At 51.1% G+C, this 21,569-nt stretch carries 18 protein-coding genes; 11 read left to right on the forward strand and 7 right to left on the reverse strand.

Annotated elements, in window-relative coordinates; translation table 11 throughout:
• Position 1: 1 nt before the first annotated feature.
• Together fucK and fucI are read right to left on the reverse strand one after the other, a co-directional pair.
• The gene (gene fucK / locus OGX95_RS12375; RefSeq protein WP_286629613.1) at positions 2-1,420 is read right to left on the reverse strand and encodes an L-fuculokinase; all 1,419 of its coding nucleotides are present in this window, start codon (positions 1,418-1,420) and stop codon (positions 2-4) included.
• 115 nt (positions 1,421-1,535) lie between these two features.
• Positions 1,536-3,311, reverse strand: a complete 1,776-nt coding sequence (gene fucI, locus OGX95_RS12380; protein ID WP_286629614.1) for an L-fucose isomerase — start codon at positions 3,309-3,311, stop codon at positions 1,536-1,538.
• Between the two features lie 464 nt (positions 3,312-3,775).
• Between fucI and OGX95_RS12385 the strand changes: the two genes are divergently transcribed.
• From OGX95_RS12385 to fucO, 7 genes are all read left to right on the forward strand, one after another.
• Positions 3,776-5,275, forward strand: coding sequence for a sugar ABC transporter ATP-binding protein (locus tag OGX95_RS12385; RefSeq protein WP_286629615.1), 1,500 nt, complete (start codon positions 3,776-3,778; stop codon positions 5,273-5,275).
• A 3-nt stretch (positions 5,276-5,278) separates the two neighbouring features.
• Positions 5,279-6,262: an ABC transporter permease gene (locus tag OGX95_RS12390; RefSeq protein WP_087856949.1), complete on the forward strand. Its 984-nt coding sequence runs from the start codon at positions 5,279-5,281 to the stop codon at positions 6,260-6,262.
• Positions 6,263-6,335: 73 nt separating this feature from the next.
• Positions 6,336-7,286, forward strand: a complete 951-nt coding sequence (locus OGX95_RS12395) for an ABC transporter substrate-binding protein (RefSeq protein WP_061068495.1) — start codon at positions 6,336-6,338, stop codon at positions 7,284-7,286.
• Between the two features lie 54 nt (positions 7,287-7,340).
• A complete protein-coding gene (locus OGX95_RS12400) occupies positions 7,341-8,921 on the forward strand; it encodes an FGGY-family carbohydrate kinase (RefSeq protein ID WP_286629616.1) in 1,581 nt (526 codons plus the stop codon).
• Positions 8,922-8,987: 66 nt separating this feature from the next.
• Positions 8,988-9,986, forward strand: a complete 999-nt coding sequence (locus OGX95_RS12405) for a LacI family DNA-binding transcriptional regulator (RefSeq protein ID WP_286629618.1) — start codon at positions 8,988-8,990, stop codon at positions 9,984-9,986.
• Positions 9,987-10,128: 142 nt separating this feature from the next.
• A complete protein-coding gene (gene fucA, locus OGX95_RS12410; protein WP_005130946.1) occupies positions 10,129-10,776 on the forward strand; it encodes an L-fuculose-phosphate aldolase in 648 nt (215 codons plus the stop codon).
• A 27-nt stretch (positions 10,777-10,803) separates the two neighbouring features.
• Positions 10,804-11,952 (forward strand): lactaldehyde reductase, encoded by a 1,149-nt coding sequence (gene fucO / locus OGX95_RS12415; RefSeq protein WP_286629619.1) that lies wholly within the window; start codon positions 10,804-10,806, stop codon positions 11,950-11,952.
• 75 nt (positions 11,953-12,027) lie between these two features.
• Here fucO and xni read toward each other — a convergent pair whose 3' ends face one another.
• The 5 genes from xni to queF all read right to left on the reverse strand — a co-directional run bounded on the left by xni (position 12,028) and on the right by queF (position 18,489).
• Positions 12,028-12,783, reverse strand: coding sequence for a flap endonuclease Xni (gene xni / locus OGX95_RS12420; protein WP_286629620.1), 756 nt, complete (start codon positions 12,781-12,783; stop codon positions 12,028-12,030).
• 111 nt (positions 12,784-12,894) lie between these two features.
• The gene (locus tag OGX95_RS12425) at positions 12,895-14,262 is read right to left on the reverse strand and encodes an L-serine ammonia-lyase (RefSeq protein WP_005130943.1); all 1,368 of its coding nucleotides are present in this window, start codon (positions 14,260-14,262) and stop codon (positions 12,895-12,897) included.
• Positions 14,263-14,312: 50 nt separating this feature from the next.
• Complete coding sequence (locus OGX95_RS12430; protein WP_286629621.1) at positions 14,313-15,602, reverse strand: HAAAP family serine/threonine permease; 1,290 nt, start codon at positions 15,600-15,602, stop codon at positions 14,313-14,315.
• Positions 15,603-16,162: 560 nt separating this feature from the next.
• On the reverse strand, positions 16,163-17,527 hold the full coding sequence (ppnN, locus tag OGX95_RS12435) for a nucleotide 5'-monophosphate nucleosidase PpnN (protein WP_005130941.1): 1,365 nt from the start codon (positions 17,525-17,527) through the stop codon (positions 16,163-16,165).
• Between the two features lie 113 nt (positions 17,528-17,640).
• Positions 17,641-18,489 (reverse strand): NADPH-dependent 7-cyano-7-deazaguanine reductase QueF, encoded by an 849-nt coding sequence (gene queF, locus OGX95_RS12440; RefSeq protein ID WP_286629622.1) that lies wholly within the window; start codon positions 18,487-18,489, stop codon positions 17,641-17,643.
• A gap of 68 nt (positions 18,490-18,557) precedes the next feature.
• Here queF and syd point away from each other — a divergent pair, with 68 nt between their 5' ends.
• The 4 genes from syd to OGX95_RS12460 all read left to right on the forward strand — a co-directional run bounded on the left by syd (position 18,558) and on the right by OGX95_RS12460 (position 21,319).
• Positions 18,558-19,103, forward strand: a complete 546-nt coding sequence (gene syd / locus OGX95_RS12445; protein WP_286629623.1) for a SecY-interacting protein — start codon at positions 18,558-18,560, stop codon at positions 19,101-19,103.
• Between the two features lie 635 nt (positions 19,104-19,738).
• The gene (locus OGX95_RS12450; RefSeq protein ID WP_286629624.1) at positions 19,739-20,068 is read left to right on the forward strand and encodes a YqcC family protein; all 330 of its coding nucleotides are present in this window, start codon (positions 19,739-19,741) and stop codon (positions 20,066-20,068) included.
• Positions 20,068-20,850 carry a tRNA pseudouridine(65) synthase TruC gene (truC, locus tag OGX95_RS12455; RefSeq protein WP_286629625.1) on the forward strand — a complete coding sequence of 261 codons (783 nt, stop codon included), beginning with the start codon at positions 20,068-20,070 and terminating at the stop codon, positions 20,848-20,850. The genes OGX95_RS12450 and truC overlap by 1 nt, the downstream gene beginning before the upstream one ends.
• 19 nt (positions 20,851-20,869) lie before the next feature.
• Complete coding sequence (locus OGX95_RS12460) at positions 20,870-21,319, forward strand: flavodoxin (protein WP_286629626.1); 450 nt, start codon at positions 20,870-20,872, stop codon at positions 21,317-21,319.
• Positions 21,320-21,569: the final 250 nt, after the last annotated feature.

Raw genomic sequence — 21,569 nt, forward strand, 5'->3', positions numbered from 1 at the left:
GTCACTCGACTCCTGTGAATACGGGTTCTGTTTGTGGATAGAAGTAACGATATTGATAGTCCACCTGCGCACGAGCCAGCTCCGGAGAGGCAAATTCGCCGATACCGGACCAGGCAAACATTGCAGCACCGGCAACCGTCGTTTCGGCGTCATCCAGCACTTTGATGGGAATACCCAGAACGTTTGCTTTTATTTGATTCCATAGTGCATTACGACTTCCTCCACCAACCAGAAGTAGCTCTGTCGCTTTGAAATGACCGATGGTTTCTAGTGTGTGTAGATTGTGCTGCAGCTGGGCCGTCAATCCTTCCAGCGCAGCGCGGTAGAAGTGTCCGCGGGTACTGTTGAGTGTGACTCCCTGCCAGCCTGCACGTGGACTGGCAAGCAGATCGCAGTGCATGGTTATCCCTTCAGCGCCCGCCGGGACGGCCTGCGCTTCATCAATGAGCGTTTGCCAGGGGGTGTCGGGTGTCCACAGCAACTTACGTATCCACTCAAGCACGCCGGATGCCAGCCACTGCATACCGGGGTTATAGAGTCCCGGCCGGCTGTCCAGTTCACAGGTAGAACCCACATAGTCGCTGAGTAAGGTAGTATTCACCTGTGCGCTGCGTACCATCAGTATTTCCCATGTACCGGAAGAGAGCACGGGTTCATCTGGCTGCGCGCCTGCGCCAAAGAGCGCAAACTGCGTGTCGTGGCCGGCAGAAATAACCGGAATGCCCGCTGTGAGCCCAAGTTGCTTTGCCGCGTCATTTTTCAACGTTCCGATCTGCTCTCCCGCTTCAACTAAACGTGGAAACAGTCGGCGTGCTATCCCGGTAGCCTGCAAAATATCAACACTGAAATCTCGCTGATGAATATCCAGCATCTGACTGGTACCGGCCATGGTGATATCTGTGGTGAACTCACCGGTGAGGCGATGGTTGAGCAGTGATGAAATAAATAGCCAGGCGTGTGCCTGTTCCAGCAATTGCGGGTGATTCTCTTTAAGCCATACCAGCTTGTACAGCGTGTTGAAGCTGAACGCGCCGACGCCGGATATATCCTGTAATTTCTGAGGTGATATCCGTTGGCGGATAGAGGCCATGATGGCGGCAGTACGTGGACATTTCCAACTGATAACCGGATAAAGCAGTTTGCCATACACATCAACCAGCGCGCCATCAACGCCAAATGTGGTGACCGTTATCCCTCGAATATTACAGGCGGTCAGTTCCGTTGTGAGTTGTTGGCAGCAATCGGCAAAGCGCTGCACAATGGCGTCGAGGGACCACTGATGCCAGCCAGCGTTCTCTATGGCGGTATCACTGGCGTTCGGGGTTGAGGCGCGGGCGATAATTTTTCCCTGGCGGTCAACAGCAATGGCTCGCACGTTCGTCGCACCACAGTCGAGGACCAAAATAACGTCATTATTCATAATCTCCCCCGAGATGTTGCCGGATGGCGGCGTAAACGCCTTATCCGGCCGATAGGCTACTCACCCGTAGGCCTGATAAGACGCGTTAGCGTCGCCATCCGGCAATCGCAGATGCTTAACGCTTATACAGCGGGCCGTAGTTTTGGCAGGCGCGATAGTCCTGGCCTTCGCTATCCATACCGTGGGCAGCCCATGCGGAAGGGCGATAGATCTTCTCTTCTTCCACGTTGTGCATACACACTGGGATACGCAGCATGGCGGCGAGCGTAATAAAGTCCGCACCAACGTGGCCAATCGTCAGCACACCGTGGTTGGCACCCCAGTTAGCCATGACGGAATAGACATCGTTGAACGGACCTTTGCCGGTTAAGCGCGGTGCAAACCAGGTTGTTGGCCAGGTAGAGTTGGTGCGAGCATCAAGCTGAGCATGCACCTCCTTCGGTAATTCCACACTCCAGCCTTCCGCAATTTGTAGCACTGGGCCCAGGCCTTTGATGATATTGATGCGGGTCATGGTGAACGGTACGCCACCTTCGGTAAGAAAACGGGAAGAGTAGCCGCCGCCCCGGAAATATTCGTGGATCGCCGGACACCATTCGGTCGCCGCCAGGCAATCATCGGCTTCCTGCTGTGAGATCTCCCAATGTGGTTTCATGGTTGGCTGGCCTTCGCTGTCACGCTGTTTGCAGGAACCATCCAGTGCCGCAGAGCCGGAGTTAATCAGGTGAATAATGCCGTGCTCAGCAAGACCGGTTAGCGGTTTACCTGTGACGCGTTCTACTGCTTCCGGTGACCAGTAGGTCCGTACATCAGCAAAGACCTGCGCCGTGCCCGTGAGTTGGTGGCCAAACAACATTGCGACACCGTTCAGGCTGTCGTTCTCGGTGGCAACGACATACGGTTCGCGCACGCCATTCCAGTCAAATGAGCTATTCAGCAACGCTTCGGCGGTGTCGCCGTTTGGATATTGATCCGTCCAGTGGCGCTGGCCCTGGAAACCGGCGGCAATCGCGTTGTACCCCATAGACTCTTCAACCCGGCCTTTCTCTGCCAGTTTCTGGTTACCCTGCATCATGTCGCGGATGCACATTGCCATCAGCAGGCTCTCTTTCAGCACTGCACGGCTCTGTTCTTCATTTCGCTTATACTGTTGTGCGTTCTGATCCTCACCATAACGGAAATGTTTATCCGCCCACGCCAGGGCAATTTCCAGCTCCGCTTCGTCATAGATTTTCTGGTCGATGCGACGACGCAATTCTGTCATATCAACAGGTTGAACCTTCATTCCCAGCCAGGATTCAAAGAAGTTATGGTCGACAATAGAGCCTGCAATTCCCATTGAAACGCCGCCGACGGACAGATAGCTTTTGCCTTTCATGCTGGCAACGGCTAAACCTGCCCGAGTGAAACGCAGCAGTTTTTCTTCAACATCGGCAGGGATAGTGGTATCACCTGCATCCTGCACGTCATGACCGTAAATAGAGAAGGCGGGAAGCCCTTTTTGATTATGTGCAGCCAGCGCTGCAGCCAGATACACGGCACCTGGACGTTCCGTCCCGTTGAAACCCCAGATGGCCTTCGGGCGCATGGGGTCCATATCGATAGTTTCGCTGCCGTAGCACCAACACGGCGTGACGGTAATTGTCACGCCGACGTTCAGGCGACTGAATTTTTCTTCACAGGCGGCAGATTCAGCTAATCCGGCAATACAGGTGTCTGCGATAACGCACTCGATCTGTGCCCCGCAGGCATGACGAAGTTTCTCGGAAATCAGTGCTGCAGTGGCTTTTGCCATGTTCATGGTTTGTTCTTCGAGCGACTCGCGTACACCCATACGACGCCCATCAATCACCGGACGGATACCGATTTTCGGTAAACTATTTTTTTTCATTCGAGGTTCCTCATCTCACTTTATGCCGTGCTGCAAAAGCGGATGTCGGACACCACTGTCGCAGTTGGCTGAATTACCCATTTTTGCTAACTCGAGTTAGCTTAGGTATCAGAGAGTTTTTTGCACAACTTTTTTGTTATGGAACTGTGAGAAACCTCACGAGAAGTGGTTAAAATTCGATCTGCGTCAAATAAACAAATAAAGACTTTCTTATTAAATTCTTTTTAAATTAATAAGATAAAATAAATTGTCTGTTCAGTGTCACAGTTTTAAACCAAATGATTTGGCTATTTTTGGCAGCTAAAATAGCTTTAAAAGGCAATCGCTAACTCGAGTTAGCATCGTTGATAAAACGCATATGATCTTGTAGGCACATTCGCATTAACGGTGACGATGGCTTCCCGGCAACGCTGTTTTTCGCCTGATTCACTGATTACAGTTTCTGTATATTGAGGAAAGCAGCAATGTCTGAAACATTTTTACAGATGAGTCATATTACGAAACGCTTTCCCGGCGTATTAGCGTTGAGTAATGTGGATTTTACTTTACGCAAAGGTGAGGTTCATGCGCTGTTGGGGGAGAATGGCGCGGGAAAGTCTACCCTGATGAAAATTTTATCCGGTGTATATCAACCTGATGAAGGGGATATTATTTTTGAGGACCAACCCGTTTCGTTTGCAAACCCATTGAGCGCACAAAGCCTGGGTATCACCATTATTCATCAGGAGTTTAACCTTTTTCCTGAGCTGACGGTCGAAGACAATATATTTATTGGCAGGGAGTTTTGCAAAAATAATCGCTGGCGTCTTGATGAGAAACAACAGCGACAGGCTGCTATCGATATTTTGCAAAAATTAAACCTGAATATCTCCCCAGACACGCTGGTTGCCGATCTTACTGTTGCTCAGCAACAAATGGTTGAGATTGCGAAAGCGATATCGGTGAATGCCAAGATTCTTATTATGGATGAACCAACGGCGGCGTTGACGGAAACTGAAATTGACAGTTTATTCCGGGTTACACGTTTACTTAAAGAACAGGGAACGGGCATCGTTTATATCTCGCACCGACTGGAGGAGTTGGCGCTGATCGCCGATCGCGCTACCGTCATGCGGGATGGACAGTTTATTGCCACAGTGGATTATGACTCGGTCAAAATCAGCGACCTGATTGCCATGATGGTTGGGCGTGACCTTGGCAATATCTATCCCCGCCGGGAGCCTCAACCCCAGCGTAAACCTGTGCTGGAAGTCAGTGGCCTGACGCGCAAAGGCGTACTGAACAATATCGATTTTACCTTGCATCAGGGGGAAATCTTAGGTTTTGCCGGACTGATGGGGGCCGGGCGTACAGAGCTGGCACGGGCGATCTTTGGTGCCGATCCCATCGACAGCGGAACCATCAAGCTGAACGGTAAAGAGACGGTAATCAAGGATATTCCTGATGCCATCCAGCAGGGTATTAGCTACTTAACCGAGGACAGAAAAAAAGAGGGCCTGGCATTAGGATTGTCTGTTGAACGCAATATTATGCTAGGAAATTACCCCGAGTATTCCAACCGATATGGCAACGTGGATAGCAAACGCTGTCAGCAAACCAGCGAAGAGCAGGTGAAAGCACTGCGTATTAAGACGCCACATCTTGAACAGGCTGCGTTGAATTTAAGTGGCGGTAATCAGCAAAAAATTATTATTGCCAGATGGGTATGCAAGGACACCGACATTCTCATCTTTGATGAACCCACGCGCGGTATTGATGTGGGAGCCAAACTTGAAATTTATGAATTAATGAATCGACTGGTGGCAAAAGGGAAATCAATTATCATGATTTCCTCTGAATTACCGGAAGTGCTGGGTATGTGCGATCGCATTTTAGTTATGCGTAATGGGCGTATTACCGGAGAGTTAGCTTCTGATGACGCCACACAAGAAAAAATCATGCAATATGCGACGTTAGAGGACTAATTTATGACTATCTCTGTAACCTCTTCAGACAGCAATAATAAGAAAATAAAAATTAACAAAGAGCTTTTAATGCGCCTGGCGCCGCTTTTGAGTCTGATTATTCTGGTGATATTTTTTAGTTTTGGATCACCTTTCTTCTTTAACACTGAAAACATTATGACCATTGCCCTGCAAACCTCGGTGATTGGCATCATGGCGATTGGTGTGACTTTCGTCATTATCACCTCAGGAATTGACCTCTCTCTCGGTTCGGTAGTGGCCTTTTCTGGCGTAGCGGTAGGCATTTGCGCCACCCTGGGTTTGCCTTTGCCGGTATGCATTCTGGCCGGCGTACTCGCTGGTGGATTATGCGGCTATATCAATGGGTTGCTGGTCACTAAAATGACTATTCCGCCCTTTATTGCCACCCTGGGTCTGATGATGTCCGTCCGGGGGATCAATATGGTGATGACTGATGGCCGGGCGATTTACTTTGCTGATTATCCCACCTTCAAGATGCTGGCGCAGGGACGCTTGTTCGATGTGCTGCCTTATCCCGTTTTTTACCTCGTGGTCGTCGCACTGATCGCCGCATATATTCTCAAGAAAACGGTGATTGGCCGTTATGTTTATGCCGTGGGGAGTAATGAGGTTGCTGCGCATCTTTCCGGGATTAAAGTCCAGCGCGTGAAAATTTTCGTCTACGCATTTTGTGGTCTGCTGACCGGGATTGCTGGGGTCATTCTGGCTTCTCGTCTTAACTCGGGCCAGCCGACCGTTGGTGTGGGCTATGAACTGGAAGCCATTGCTGCGGTGGTCATTGGCGGCACGAGCCTGATGGGGGGGATTGGTACTATTGGCGGCACCATTATCGGCGCATTCATTATGAGCGTGTTGAAAAATGGTCTGAACCTGATGGGCGTCTCGCAGTTCTGGCAAATGGTGGCTATGGGCGTCGTCGTTATCGCCGCGGTTTATCTCGACACTTTACGCAAAAAAATTCGTTGATTTACGCACCCGGAAGTCACGGGACAACATAACCCTGACGTTTAGGGTGACTCACTCAGAACGGAGTAAAACAATGAGAACCAGGAATTTTGTCTATGCGTTATCCCTGCTGGCCTGCATGACATCCAGCGCACTGGCTAAAGATATGAACCTTCCTGTGGTCAGTAAAGGTTTCCAGCATGAATTCTGGCAGACCGTAAAAATGGGTACCGAAGCGGCAGCGAAAGAGTTGGGCGATAAGACCAGCTATGTTGGGCCTGCCGATGAAACTCAGATTGCTGAGCAGATTCAGTTGGTTGAAAACGCAATGGCGCAAAAACCTAATGGGTTGCTGCTGGCGGCATTAGACGCCAATGCGCTTGCACCACTAGTGGAAACAGCGAATTCGCGCGGCATAAAGGTTGTGACGTTTGACTCAGGCGTAAATTCTGACATTCCTGTCAGCTTTGTGGCAACGAATAACCGTAAAGCAGGGGCTGAAGCGGCAGATGCTCTCGCTGCACAAGTGGGTAGCAAAGGGAAAGTAGGCATTATTGCGCACGTGGCCGGAACCTCTTCCGCAATTGAACGTTCGGAAGGTTTTGTGGCCAGAATGAAGGAAAAATATCCGGATATCAAAGTACTGCCGGTTCAGTACAGCGATGGCGATCCGCAAAAAGCGATGGATAAAACCATCGATATGATCCAGGCAAACCCCGATATTGCCGGGATCTACGGCACCAATGAAGGCTCAACGCTGGGCGTGGCGAATGCCATTGATAGCCAAAACCTGAAAGGTAAAGTGAAGGTGATTGGTTTTGATAGCACCGAAGCAATCATTGCCTTCCTGAAATCAGGCGTGATCCAGGGCTTTGTTGTACAGGACGCGTACCAGATTGGCTATCAGGGTATTAAGACGCTGAATGCGGCCGTGTCAGGTCAGTCAGTACCGAAAGAAATTGATATTCCGGTGAAATTTGTTAATGCGCAGAATATTGATACGCCGGAAATCGACAAGTTATTACATCCATTCGGTAAAAAATAAGACCGTGGGGGCGACATCGCTCGCCCCATTATTAGCCAGCATCAGGGAGCTACTATGAGCAGTGGATATTTCCTCGGAGTGGATGTCGGTTCTGCCAGTGTCAGGGCTGGTGTTTTTGATGCCAGTGGCAAACGGCTGGCTTTTGCGACATTCCCTATCTCGCAGTTTCGACCTGGTCCTGAGCGGGTAGAGCAGTCATCTGCCGAAATCTGGCAGCAGGTTTGCCATGCCGTGAAAGAGGCTGTGTCGTCAGCCGGGGTTTGTGTTGAGGAGATCCGCTCGTTGGGGTTTGATGCCACCTGTTCGTTAGTGGCTCTGGATGAACAGGGGCAGGGTCTGGCGGTTTCACCTGGTGAACCGTCAGACCACAACATCATCATGTGGATGGATCATCGTGCTGTGCAGGAGACACAGCGTATCAACGCTACACAGGACCCAGCGTTGTGCTATGTCGGTGGTGAAGTCAGTGTCGAAATGGAACTACCCAAAGTGTTGTGGCTAAAAAACCATTTCCCTGCGACCTGGCAGAGTGCACACCGCTTCTACGATCTGGCGGATTTTTTGGTCTGGAAAGCCACCGCTTGTGATGTTGCAGGTCTGTGTACTTTAACCTGTAAATGGAACTATCTGGCACATGAACAACGCTTTAGCCACTCCCTGCTGGATGCGGTTGAATTAACGGATTTACTGAACAAAATTCCGTCGCGGATCCTGCCCCCTGGCGCGGCGGTTGGGACGCTCAGCCCCGATGCGGCACAGGCGCTGGGACTGACGACAGCGGTGTTAGTCGCCAGTGGTATGATTGATGCGCATGCGGGTGGTGTGGCGCTTGCCGGTGTTGAGCCTGCGGGAACATTGGCGTTGATCTGCGGAACATCAAACTGCCATATGTTGTGCAGCGAGCAGGAAATTCATACACCGGGTGTATGGGGGCCGTACTGGTCCGCCATGCTGCCTGGTTACTGGCTGACGGAAGGGGGACAAAGCGCTGCTGGGGCGCTGGTTGACTGGACGCTTCAGGAGTCAGGTGCCAGCGCTGAGTTGTATCACAAGGCTGAGGCACGGGGTTGTCATCCGATAGTGTTAGTTAATGAATGGGTGGCTGCACTGGAAGAGCAGGAGCCAGAGCCTGGTCGTTATCTGCATGTACTGGCCGATCATCATGGTAACCGTTCCCCGCGTGCGCGACCCGATGCCCGGGGCAGCGTGTGCGGTTTGACTCTTGAACGAGGTGAGATGCAGGTTGCTCGTCTGTATCTGGCGACATTACAGGCGATTGCCTGCGGCACCCGACACATTATGGAAGTGATGCGCGAAAACGGTCATACCATTTCTCGACTGACACTGTGTGGCGGCGCAACACATAATCCACTGTGGTTGCGAGAGTATGCAGACGCCACCGGATGCGATATCCATCTTTTGCAGGAAGAAGATGCTGTGACGTTAGGTGCGGCTATCACTGGTGCGGTAGCCTGCGGGGTGTGGGCAAATGTTCCCTCCGCCTGCCGGGCGATGGTTCGCCCAGGCGGGGTGATTAAAGCTAATCCGGCACGACAGGACTTCTATGACCGTAAATACCAGGCATATCTGATGATGTGGGATCAACAGCAGGCGCTTAACCAGGTTATGCAGTAAGACAAAAGTTTAAAATACTTTTATGATTGTGAATTGACGTTTTTGGATGTGAACTGGGACATATAAATGGCTAAAACAGTAGAACAGATAGCCAGCGATCTGAATTTATCGGTAACGACCGTGCGACTGGTGCTGAACGGGAAGGCTGAGCAATATCGTATCAGTGTCAAAACCCAAACGCGTATTAATGAATACGTTGAACGGTATGGTTATGTCATAAACCATTCAGCCCGCAGCCTGAAACTGAATAAAACAGATACGTTGGGGCTGATTGTGCCCAATATATCTAACGTCTTTTTTGCCACACTTGCCGAGAAACTTGAACAACGTTGCCGTCGCTCTGGATACCAATTAACGATTAGTTGTACCTACGATGATGTTGATTATGAAAACAAATTAACTAAAGCGCTAATAGCTCGTAATGTTGATGGTCTTTTTATTGTTCCCTCAACATTAGAGAATCAGCAACACCATTTGCGTCAGGTCAGAAAACCGATGGTGCTACTCGACAGGGATTTTAAGTATACCGATAACGCGCTGGTTGAAAGTCATAACATTTTAGGTGGTGAAAAGCTGACGCAAAGTTTGTTTGATGCAGGAAAATCTCCGATCTGGTTTTTAGTCGGGGATACCGGATTGCCCAGTATTGGTGATCGTTTGAAAGGTTATCTTAACGCATTGAACAGTAATGGCATTACTCATCGTGACTGGGTGCGTGAAGGTCCGGATAATACGCCGGATGGTGGCTACCGGTTGATGGAGAAATTGATCAATGAACAGGGCTGTCCGCAGGCATTTATTGCCTCATCATTACCTGTGCTGGAAGGTGCCGTCATTGCTATTCGCAATCGTTTTGGTGTGATTCCACCGGATATTAATATCGGAACATTTGATGAACATCCGATGCTGGGATTCCTCGCTAATAATGTCTGGTCAATGCAGCAGGATGAAAATGTCTGGGCGGAAAAAGCCTTCGCTATGATGATGAGTGCTATTGATGACCAGCCAATTAAAGAAACTGTAAAAGTTGAGATGAAGCTAATTAAGCGTGTAAGACAACAATAATTCGTCGCACTAACTAAATCGGCCAACTGAATCTGAATAAATATGTTCAGTGGCTGCTCATACCTGAAACCTGACCCGTCTTACTCTGCGGCAGCATTTTTTCGCAATAAAGACGAGGGGCAACTGTACCCGGAGAATCATTATGGAAAGAATGCGTTTATCACGTGAAATCATCGAAACCTGCCTGGAAATGACCCGTCTTGGGTTGAATCAGGGAACCGCCGGAAATGTGAGTGCACGATATGAAAATGGAATGCTGATCACACCCAGCGGTATTCCTTACGAAAGACTCACTGAAAACATGATCGTGTTCGTAGATAACGATGGCAAATATGATAAAGGACAATTACCTTCCAGTGAATGGCGTTTTCACCTGGCGGCTTATCAGACGCGCCCGGATGCCAATGCGGTCGTTCATAACCATGCGATTCATTGCACCGCCGTGTCGATTCTGAACCGTCCTATTCCGGCAATCCATTACATGATTGCCGCGGCTGGGGGGAACTCTATCCCGTGTGCGCCGTATGCGACGTTTGGTACACGAGAGCTGTCAGAGCATGTGAGCGTCGCTTTGAAAAGCCGTAAGGCAACGTTGTTGCAGCACCATGGGTTGATTGCCTGTGAAGCGAATCTGGAAAAAGCACTATGGCTGGCGCATGAAGTGGAAGTCCTGGCCCGCCTTTATCTGAGCACTCTGGCGATTGTCGACCCGGTGCCGGTGCTGGATGACGAAGAGATCGCCATTGTGCTGGAGAAATTCAAATCTTACGGATTACGAATTGAAGAGTAATTTCGCATAGCGAAAAGGAGAAATACGATGGCGAACAGAATGATTCTGAATGAAACGGCATGGTTTGGCCGGGGGGCTGTTGGGGCATTAACGGACGAGGTCATCCGCCGGGGTTATCGCAAGGCTTTGATTGTCACCGATGCAAACCTGGTACAGTGCGGTGTTGTCGATAAGGTGACATCCCGTATGGATGCGGCTGGTTTACCGTGGGAAATCTATTCCGGCGTGATCCCGAATCCTACCATTGCAGTGGTGAAGGAGGGATTGGGCGTCTTTCAGCAAAGTGGTGCTGATTATCTGATAGCGATAGGCGGCGGCTCCCCGCAGGATACCTGCAAAGCGATTGGCATTATCCACAATAACCCTGAGTTTGCCGATGTACGCAGTCTTGAAGGGTTATCGCCAACACGTGCTGCGAGCGTACCGGTGATGGCAATCCCTACGACGGCAGGGACGGCAGCGGAAGTGACCATTAACTATGTGATCACGGATGAAGAAAATCGGCGTAAATTTGTCTGTGTCGATCCGCATGACATCCCGCAGGTGGCGTTTATTGATGCCGATATGATGGACGGTATGCCTGCCGCGTTAAAAGCGGCGACTGGGGTCGATGCGTTGACCCATGCTATTGAAGGTTATATTACGCGGGCGGCGTGGGCACTCACTGACGCGTTGCACATCAAAGCCATTGAGATCATTGCCGGGGCGTTGCGCGGCTCTGTTAATGGTGACAGCCAGTCCGGTGAGGCAATGGCGCTTGGTCAGTACGTTGCCGGGATGGGATTTTCAAACGTCGGTCTGGGACTCGTGCATGGGATGGCGCATCCGCTAGGGGCGTTTTATAACACACCACACGGCGTCGCCAATGCCATTTTGTTACCGCACGTGATGCACTACAACGCCGACTATACCGGGGATAAATTCCGCGATATTGCTCGCGCAATGGGCGTGAAGGTGGAAGCGTTGACGCTGGATGAGGCGCGTAAAGCTGCTGTAGATGCTGTGTTTGCGCTTAACCGTGATGTGGGGATCCCGCTGCATTTACGTGATGTTGGCGTGCGTAAAGAGGATATCCCGGCGCTGGCGCAGGCGGCATTCGACGACGTGTGCACTGGTGGTAATCCGCGTGAAGCAAGCATTGCCGATATTGTCGAGCTTTACCATACCGCCTGGTAATCACCTGGCGTTTATCCGGCCTACAGGGGGTACGATGCGTAGGCCGGATAAGCGCAGCGCTATCCGGCAATAAGACTACCGTGCCAGCCGCAGCTGCTGGAGATTTCCGTCAATATGTAAGTCCGTTTGCAGGCGCGCGATATCACGGCACAGAAACGCCATCTCTTTATGTCTTTCGAGTTTCTTACGCCACTTTTCCGGCACGTCTTCCAGATGTGCGTAAATCCCTTCCAGATGCTGAAACTGAACAAGTAGCTGTGTTGCGCTCTTGGGACCAATACCTGCAACGCCCGGCACTTTTGAGCTACTGATCCCGGCCAGTCCCCAATAATCTGGCAACTGCTGAGGCATTACGCCAAATTCTTTCTCAATGAACGGCGCGTCCAGCCAGCGTTTCTGGAAATAGTCGCGAATGCGTAATGTTGGGGAGAGTAACTGGCAGTAGCCTTTATCGGTTGAGACGATGGTGGCCTGATGCCCCGCCTGGGTGACTTTAACCGCCAGCGTTGCGGCTAAATCATCGGCTTCATTCCCGCTCGAGACCCAACAACAGACGCCGCGCTGTTCGAAGGCCGCGCGTAAGGCGGGCATTTCGTGATGCAATTCGTCAGGCATTGGCGGGCGACCCGCTTTGTAGTCGGGCAGGCGCTGGTGACGCCATCCGCTGTTACGCGCTTCGTCATCAAATACCGCCACGGCGTGCGTGGGCTGGCTGTGCACAATCAATAAATCGAGCGCGTGCTGGCATGTCTCCACACAGGGCGATCCCTGAACGGCGTGAATGCGGCGGATGAGATTGAGTGCATCGACAATAAGCAGATGGACGGCCACGGTGTTCTCCCTGATAAATCAGGCTGTAGGGTAACATTCATGGTTGGGGGAGGCGAATAGTTGGACGCAAAATGGGAAGAGGTCTCGTAAAAGAGACCTCTTAAGGTGCGGTTAATCGCAGGTGACAATCTTCATCGCCAGACCGCCACGCGAGGTTTCGCGGTATTTGGCGTTCATATCTTTACCTGTCTCGTACATGGTCTCGATAACTTTATCGAGGCATACACGAGGCTCGCTGGTACGGCGTAGCGCCATACGAGCAGCGTTCACCGCTTTCACCGATGCAATGGCGTTACGCTCAATGCACGGAACCTGAACTTGTCCGGCTACGGGATCGCAGGTCAGACCCAGGTTGTGTTCCATACCGATTTCTGCGGCGATACATACCTGCGTCGGGCTACCGCCCAGCAGCTCTGCCAGACCTGCCGCCGCCATAGAACACGCTACACCGACTTCACCCTGACAGCCGACTTCAGCACCTGAAATTGAGGCATTCATCTTGTACAGGGAACCGATGGCGCTCGCGACCAGCATATAGCGTGCCAGTGAGTTAGCGTTCACTTCGCGGATAAACTTGTCATAGTACGCCAGCACTGCAGGAACAATCCCGCATGCGCCGTTAGTCGGGGCGGTAACTACACGTCCACCGGCAGCGTTCTCTTCGTTTACGGCCAGCGCAAACATGTTGATCCAGTCTACAACAGCCATCGGGTCAGTCGTGGTTTTGTCACTGCTAACCAGCATACGACGCAGCGCTGCCGCACGACGAGGAACGCGCAGTTTGCCCGGCAATACCCCTTCGGTGGTGATTCCGCGCTCAATTCCACTACGCATCACTTCCCAGACGTTTGCAAAGTGCTGTTCCAGCTCTTCTTTGCTGTGCAGGGCTAGCTCGTTCTGCATCATCAGACCGGAAAGTGACAGACCGGTTTCCTGACAGTGTCGTTGCAAATCGGCTGCGGATTTATACGGGTACGGCACGTTTACCGGATTGTTATTCGGCAAACCAAAGTGTTCTTCATCAACGATAAATCCACCGCCGATGGAATAGTACGTCTGGCTGTAAATGGCTTTTTCGCCTGCCAGCGCGGTAATACGCATCCCGTTCTCGTGCAGTGACAGATTATCTGTATGGAAATTCATGCACTTATCAACCGGGAATTCGACCTCATGTTGACCGTCTGCCAGCAGCAAACGTCCATGGGTATTCACATCCTGGATAAAAGCCGGGATAGCATCAATGTCTACGGTATCCGGCAGATTACCTGCCAGGCCCATAATAATCGCGATGTCGGTATGGTGTCCTTTCCCGGTCAGGGACAGAGAGCCATAGACATCAACCACTACGCGGGTTACGTCAGTCAATATTCCGCGTGCAATCAGGTCATCCGTGAATTGTTTGCCTGCTTTCATTGGTCCCACAGTGTGGGAGCTGGAAGGGCCAATGCCGATTTTGAAGATATCGAATACGCTAATCATTAGGCGTCCATTGTGTAACGAGGTGCGCCGCCCGAAGGCGGCGCAGGGGATTAACTAAACAGCGAGTAGAAAATAGCGGAGATGGCAATCAGACCCATAATCACAACGAACACGTTGCTGATGTGGCCACTGTATTTACGCATTGCCGGTACTTTCTGAATCGCATACATCGGCATCAGGAACAGAATCATCGCGATGATTGGGCCACCCAGGGTCTCAATCATACCGAGGATGCTCGGGTTCAGCGTTGCCACAATCCAGGTGGTTACCAGCATGAACAGCGCAGTGATTTTGTTCAGTTTGTTGATTTCGATGGACTTGCCTTTGCTACGCAGAGACTTAATTACCATACCGTTGAAACCTTCACGCGCGCCCAGGTAGTGGCCGAGGAAGGATTTGGTGATAGCGATAATCGCGATGATCGGTGCCATCCAGGCAATGATCGGTGCGTTAAAGTGGTTCGCCAGATAAGACAGGATAGAGATGTTCTGCTCTTTCGCCGCAGCCAGATCCGCCGGAGTCAGGCTGAATACGCAGCTGAAGACGAAGAACATAACGGTCAGCACCATCATGATGTGAGCGAATGCCAGAATCTTGGAACATTTCTTCTCAGCTTCATCACCGTACTCTTCACGTTTCGCCACGGCGAAGGAGGAGATGATCGGTGAGTGGTTGAAGGAGAACACCATAACCGGGATGGCCAGCCACAGGGTCAACAACAGGCCGTTACCGGTGGTTGCTGCAGAGTCAAAAGACAGCGTTTCCAGAACTGCACCGCTCCACTGTGGGATCAGGTATAGCGCCAGCAGCATCAGTGCCGCAACAAACGGGAATACCAGGATGCTCATCGCTTTTACGATCATCTGCTCACCGAAGCGCACGATGGTCATCATGCCGACAATCAGAATCAGAGAGAGGATTGCACGCGGCGGCGGAGTAATCGCCAACTGGTGAGTCAGGAAGCTTTCAACGGTGTTGGTGATTGCAACGCTGTAAACCAGCAGAATTGGGTAGATAGCGAAGAAGTAGAGCAGAGTAATCAGTTTACCTGCGCCAACGCCAAAGTGCTCTTCTACAACTTCAGTGATGTCTTCACCCGGATTTTTACCGGACAACACGAAGCGGGTCAGACCACGGTGAGCAAAGAAGGTCATTGGGAAGGCAAGAATGGCCATGATGATCAGCGGGATCATACCGCCAACGCCTGCGTTAATTGGCAGGAATAATACACCCGCGCCAATCGCCGTGCCGTAAAGGCCCAGCATCCACATGGTGTCTGTCTTGCGCCATGCGCTGCGGGTCTGGCCCGTAACGATAGTGCTGGTTTGAGTGTTTTCCATCTGTTTCTCCTGGAGGAAGCTTAAAAAGTCGGGTTTGGGTTCAATCCAATGAAAAAATACCCGACTGTAAAACGAAATTCGTTTAGCGATTTTTATATAATTTTTCGCCGTAATAATTTTCGGGCGGAAAGATACATTTAAGTAATGAATGTATCAGTGATCGCGATCTCAAATGCAATAATCCACCTTTTATGTGGATAAATTTGGACCATTAATCTGTTAAAAAATAGTCAAAGCGAATTTACGGGCGTGAAGGCTAACATTAACGACATATGGCATGAAAGGCAGGGTGCGAAGATACGAGGGTTGCGCTATAAAAACTGTTGTTTTTAGTGAATTCTGGTGACTAATTATAATTTGCGGCGATAAATCACGGTTTTCTTTGAAAGGTAATCGTTTGCTTTTTGGGTCTCTTCAGGCGAAAGATAATCGATATTTATGTTATGGCGTGAGCTATGTGACTGGTATCACTAAAAAAGCCGGGAGGCTGATGCGCCAAACCCGGCTTTGATATGGACAAAACTGTCACCGAGGTAGCATCAGCTACCCGGTTTTGAAGGTTATGCGCAGATCTCGTAACAAGGGATATACGCAGTGCCCGGCAACTTCATACGATGTTGTGCAACAAAGCCCTGCAGGAGATCGTCCATGCGGCGCATCATCTCAGGGTCCCCGTGGATTTTGTACGGGCCAAACTCTTCAATGGCGCGAATGCCGACTTCTTTCACGTTCCCCGCGACAATACCGGAGAACGCGCGACGCAGGTCTGCCGCCAGCACTTCAACAGGCTGGTCTGGATACAGTTTCAGATTCGCCATGTTTTCGTGGGACGGTTCGAACGGCATCTGCAAATCAGGCGCGATGCGAATTGACCAGTTAAAGCTGTAGGCATCACCGGTGTCCCGGCGGTTCTCTTTCACCAGCGGCATCGCTTTTTTCATCAGACGAGCGACTTCCGCTGCATCGTCAATGATAATGCGATAGTGACGGCGCGCCTCTTCTCCCAGCGTGTGCACGATAAACTCGTCCAGTACGCGGAAGTAATCTGCGCTCTCTTTTGGCCCGGTCAGGATCAATGGCAGAACCTGATCTTTGTTCGCCGGATTCATCAGTATACCCAGCAGGTACAGCAGCTCTTCTGCAGTTCCAACGCCGCCGGGGAAGATGATAATGCCGTGAGCGATACGGACGAACGCTTCCAGACGTTTTTCAATGTCCGGCATGATGATGAGTTCGTTAACCAGCGGATTTGGTGGTTCTGCAGCGATAATTGACGGCTCGGTCATACCGATAAAGCGGCTGTCTTTGTAGCGCTGCTGAGCGTGGCCGACTGCGGCCCCTTTCATTGGTGCTTCCATCGCGCCCGGACCACACCCGGTGCAGATGTTCAGTTCACGCAGGCCTAACTGAGTGCCCACGCGACGCGCATACAGGTACTCGTTCTCGTTGATTGAGTGACCGCCCCAGCAGACGACCATGTTCGGCGCTTCACCGACGTGAAGTGCCCGGGCGTTACGCAGAATGGAGAAGACCAGGTTGGTGATGTGAACCGAGCTTTCGAGATCCAGATGCTGAAAACGACCCGCGTTATGGATCTGACCATTGACGAAGAGAATGTCGCGCAGTACGGCAAACAGGTTGGCCTGCAGCGCGCGAATGATGCGCCCATCGACAAACGCGTCTTCAGGTGGGTTGATCAGTTCCAGCTTCACACCGCGTTCACGGCGCAGCACGTTAATGTCGAAACTTTCAAAACGAGACAGCAGCTCTTTGCTGTTGTCTGTCAAACTGCCGGAGTTCAGAACGGCAAGCGAACAGTTACGAAACAGTTGATACAGGTCGCTGCTGGCCGTGCGTTTAAGCATATCGACTTCCAGCTGCGACAACATGTCCATTGAGCCAAGCGGGCTAATATGTGTAATCAAGTAAACTCCTTACGGGACGAGAGATATCATCCTCTGTTGATTACAATAGCCCTGGCGTATGACCTTTCACAACCTTGCGTGCGGAATCCGACACGCAAAATTGAGAAAAAAGATTACTGACGCACCAGTCTGCCTGTTGCGGGGGTGAAATCTGTGTTGGTGCGCCATGGGTTGATATCGAGGCCGCCGCGTCGCGTGTAGCGTGCGTATACGCTCAGTTTCTCCGGATGACAGAAACGCAGGAGGTCATTGAAAATGCGTTCCACACACTGCTCGTGAAATTCATTGTGGTGGCGGAAGGAGACCAGATAGCGCAGCAACTTTTCCCTGTCGATTTTGCGTCCACGATACTGAATTTGTATGGAACCCCAGTCAGGCTGGTGGGTGATCAGGCAGTTGGATTTCAGCAGATGACTGACTAGCGTCTCTTCTACTGCTTTGTCGCCGCTCACGGCGTTTTCCAGATAGTCGGTGCTGAACTGGTAGTTATCAATGACGATATCCTGATTGTCGATACAGGTGCCATTGAAGTGGGCTATCGGCTGCCCTTCCTGTTCATCAAGACGGTAGAGCGCCACACTGACATCACCCTGCGCGCAGGCGCGTAGATCGTGCTCCAGTGTCTGACGGACGTGTTCCCATGAGTCAAAACGCGTCTGATTAAAACTGTTCAGATACAGCTTAAAGCTTTTTGATTCAATCAGATTAACGCTGGTGTAATCCAGCTCCACATGGCCGACCGCAACCTGCGGTAAGCCGTTGGCATTCAGCCATGATAGTTCATACAGCGTCCAGATATCCGCGCCGTGAAAAGGCAGATTATCGGCCTTTAGATCCAGCGGGTCGCGGTTCAGGCTACGCGGAACCCCCTGCAGCAGGCTGGCGTCGTAAATATCTCGGTAATCCGTTGATTTTCCGAGAGTCAGGCCGTCAAGCGCCCGATGATTTTCATAAGAAGACATGTTTCACCGTCATAAACCAGATACACTATGCGACAAGTGTATCCTGGCTTTTGTGAAGAGAGAAATCAGTGGACGAATTGACAGCACAGGCGTTGACAGCCTTTACGACGCGTTATTGCGATGCATGGCATGAAAAAAACAGCAGTTGGCCGCTGAGTGAAGAGTTGTATGGCGTACCGTCTCCGTGCATCATCTCCTCCACGAACGATGCGGTGTACTGGCAACCGCAGCCTTTTGTGGGCGAGCAGAATGTAAACGCGGTTGAACGCGCCTTTGATATTGTGGTACAACCCGCTGTTCATGCGTTTTATACCACCCAATTTGCCGGGGACATGCACGCACAATTTGCGGATGAGAAACTGACTCTTCTGCAAACCTGGTCTGAAGATGACTTCAGACGCGTACAGGAAAACCTGATTGGCCACCTGGTTACGCAAAAACGCCTTAAGCTCTCTCCTACGCTTTTTATTGCCACACTGGACAATGAACTTGATGTTATTTCAGTGTGCAACTTGTCAGGGGAAGTCTGCAAGGAAACGCTGGGAACCCGTAAACGAACGGTTCTGGCGGCTTCACTTGCGGAATTTCTTACTCAACTTAAGCCTGTTCTGTAATCCAGTTTGCTCTGGGGCGTGTGAGAGATCTCTTACAAACCCTGTAGGAGATTGCCAGGTGATCAGTAAAGACTTCATCGACCGATATAATATTAAATATTTATAATTCAATTGGTTAATGTTTTATTGTCAACTTTCATACGAAAATAATCATTAGGGTATGTCTGTAAGTGTCTTGTAAGACAATGCGAAACAGGCGATTCTATCCCTGTCGACAAGGAGTCGCGTAACGAAGTGAACATCAGGATGATGACACTTCGGCAGGACACACCAGGACGGTGCTGCAAGGACAGGTTTCAGGATGAAGCAAAGAGGAAAACGCGGGAAGCGTTAAAGGACACCTCCAGGATGGAGAACGAGAGCCGGTCAGGATGTTCGGCGGGTCAGGATGGCCAGGGACACTTCAGGATGAAGTTTTCACATCGGGGGCGGTGTGAGCAGGATGCAAATGTTCAGGATGAACGAGGTCGCAAGACCACAGGAAAAGTTGTCACGGATGAGCAGGGAGCACCAAAAGTAGCTGGAATGCTGCGAAACGAACCGGGAGCACTGTTTTTACAGTGCTCCCTTTTTTTTATTTCCCTTCGACTAGTGCTATTCTTCGCGCCAGATTTTTCATCATTGAGGTTAATTTCATGACGACTCATGACCGTGTGCGTGAGCAGTTGCATGCGCTTGAAGCCCTGCTGCGTGAACATAATCACTGGCGGATGGATGCGCCAGAAGCGCATCTGTTTTCCAGCACGCAGCCTTTTTGTATGGATACCATGGAACCGGTTGAATGGCTGCAGTGGGTGTTGATTCCCCGCATGCATGCGCTGCTTGATAATGCGCAGCCACTTCCGGAAGCGTTCGCTATTGCGCCATATTATGAAATGGCGCTGGCAGCCGATCATCCGCAGCGCGATGTGATCCTGATTGCATTGCAGGATCTGGATGCGCTATTTACCCGTGATGACGCCTGATGCTGGAAATTCTCTATCAAGACCAATGGCTGGTTGCAGTCAACAAACCTTCGGGCTGGCTGGTTCATCGTAGCTGGCTCGACCGCGATGAGAAAGTGGTGGTAATGCAAACAGTGCGTGACCAGATTGGTCAGCACGTTTTTACAGCCCACCGACTCGACAGACCGACATCCGGTGTGCTGTTGATGGGGCTGTCCAGCGAGGCCGGACGACGGCTGGCACAGCAGTTTGAGCAGCATCAGATCCAAAAACGCTACCATGCCATTGTGCGCGGCTGGCTGATGGACGACGCCATTCTGGATTATCCGTTGGTGGAAGAGCTGGACAAGATTGCCGATAAATTTGCCCGTGACGACAAAGGCCCACAGCCTGCGGTCACCCACTATCGCGGGCTGGCTACGGTAGAAATGCCCGTGGCAACCGGTCGCTATCCAACCACCCGTTACGGGCTGGTGGAGCTGGATCCTAAAACCGGCCGTAAACATCAGCTCAGACGTCACCTGGCGCATTTGCGTCATCCGATTATTGGCGATAGTAAGCACGGTGATTTGCGACAAAACCGCAGCGCCGCAGAGCATTTTGGCTGCCAGCGCCTGATGTTGCATGCCAGCCAGCTTGAACTTACGCACCCCTTCACCGGTGAACCACTGGTTATTCGTGCCGGGTTGGATAACGTCTGGATGCAGGCGCTATCACAGTTTGGCTGGCTCGGGCTTCTCCCTGAGAATGAAAGGGTTGAGTTCAGCGGGCTGTCAGGTCAGGATGAGCAGACAGATTATTAAGTCCCTGGAGATAAAGGTTATGGCGGAAATTGGTATTTTTGTCGGCACAATGTATGGAAACGCGCTGCTGGTTGCCGAAGAGGCCGAAGCTATCCTCGCAAATCAGGGGCATAAAGCCACGGTTTATGAAGATCCGGAACTGGCGGATTGGGAAAAGTACAAAGATAAGTACATCCTGGTCGTAACGTCGACGACGGGACAAGGCGATCTGCCGGACAGCATCGTGCCGCTGTTTCAGGGGATTAAAGACCAACTGGGTTATCAGCCCGACATCCACTACGGAATTATTGCACTCGGTGACAGTTCATATGCCAATTTCTGCGGCGGCGGTAAGCAGTTTGATGCGCTTTTGCAAGAACAGAGCGCCCAGCGTGTGGGTGAGATGTTGCTGATTGATGCCGGTGAACATCCGGAACCGGAAAGCGAATCCAATCCCTGGGTAGAACACTGGGCGACGCTCCTCAAATAGAATATTACCCAACAATCCGCACTGTTCGAATGATAAGCCGGGGAAGGCGTCGCCGCCGCCCGGCAATAAAACCCCTGCAAACGCCAATTTCGTGAAGCATCTTCCATTCCCTTAGGCTTATGCCATAAACAACCTCATTCACCTCCTGCAATGTTGTGTTTTTGCACGGTGAGGGACAGAGGCACTCCTTCATATACTTTTCCCGTCAGTTCCCGGAAAGGCAGCGAGTCAGAATAAAACGGCCCCGAGC

Source organism: Citrobacter sp. Cu233 (genome assembly GCF_030332225.1).
Lineage (GTDB): Bacteria > Pseudomonadota > Gammaproteobacteria > Enterobacterales > Enterobacteriaceae > Citrobacter.

Bases quoted from the DNA above. Each gene is read 5' to 3' on its own strand.
- fucK (WP_286629613.1), bottom strand. From the start codon at position 1,420: ATGAATAATGACGTTATTTTGGTCCTCGACTGTGGTGCGACGAACGTG.
- fucI (WP_286629614.1), bottom strand. From the start codon at position 3,311: ATGAAAAAAAATAGTTTACCGAAAATCGGTATCCGTCCGGTGATTGAT.
- OGX95_RS12385 (WP_286629615.1), top strand. From the start codon at position 3,776: ATGTCTGAAACATTTTTACAGATGAGTCATATTACGAAACGCTTTCCC.
- OGX95_RS12390 (WP_087856949.1), top strand. From the start codon at position 5,279: ATGACTATCTCTGTAACCTCTTCAGACAGCAATAATAAGAAAATAAAA.
- OGX95_RS12395 (WP_061068495.1), top strand. From the start codon at position 6,336: ATGAGAACCAGGAATTTTGTCTATGCGTTATCCCTGCTGGCCTGCATG.
- OGX95_RS12400 (WP_286629616.1), top strand. From the start codon at position 7,341: ATGAGCAGTGGATATTTCCTCGGAGTGGATGTCGGTTCTGCCAGTGTC.
- OGX95_RS12405 (WP_286629618.1), top strand. From the start codon at position 8,988: ATGGCTAAAACAGTAGAACAGATAGCCAGCGATCTGAATTTATCGGTA.
- fucA (WP_005130946.1), top strand. From the start codon at position 10,129: ATGGAAAGAATGCGTTTATCACGTGAAATCATCGAAACCTGCCTGGAA.
- fucO (WP_286629619.1), top strand. From the start codon at position 10,804: ATGGCGAACAGAATGATTCTGAATGAAACGGCATGGTTTGGCCGGGGG.
- OGX95_RS12425 (WP_005130943.1), bottom strand. From the start codon at position 14,262: ATGATTAGCGTATTCGATATCTTCAAAATCGGCATTGGCCCTTCCAGC.
- OGX95_RS12430 (WP_286629621.1), bottom strand. From the start codon at position 15,602: ATGGAAAACACTCAAACCAGCACTATCGTTACGGGCCAGACCCGCAGC.
- queF (WP_286629622.1), bottom strand. From the start codon at position 18,489: ATGTCTTCTTATGAAAATCATCGGGCGCTTGACGGCCTGACTCTCGGA.
- OGX95_RS12450 (WP_286629624.1), top strand. From the start codon at position 19,739: ATGACGACTCATGACCGTGTGCGTGAGCAGTTGCATGCGCTTGAAGCC.
- truC (WP_286629625.1), top strand. From the start codon at position 20,068: ATGCTGGAAATTCTCTATCAAGACCAATGGCTGGTTGCAGTCAACAAA.
- OGX95_RS12460 (WP_286629626.1), top strand. From the start codon at position 20,870: ATGGCGGAAATTGGTATTTTTGTCGGCACAATGTATGGAAACGCGCTG.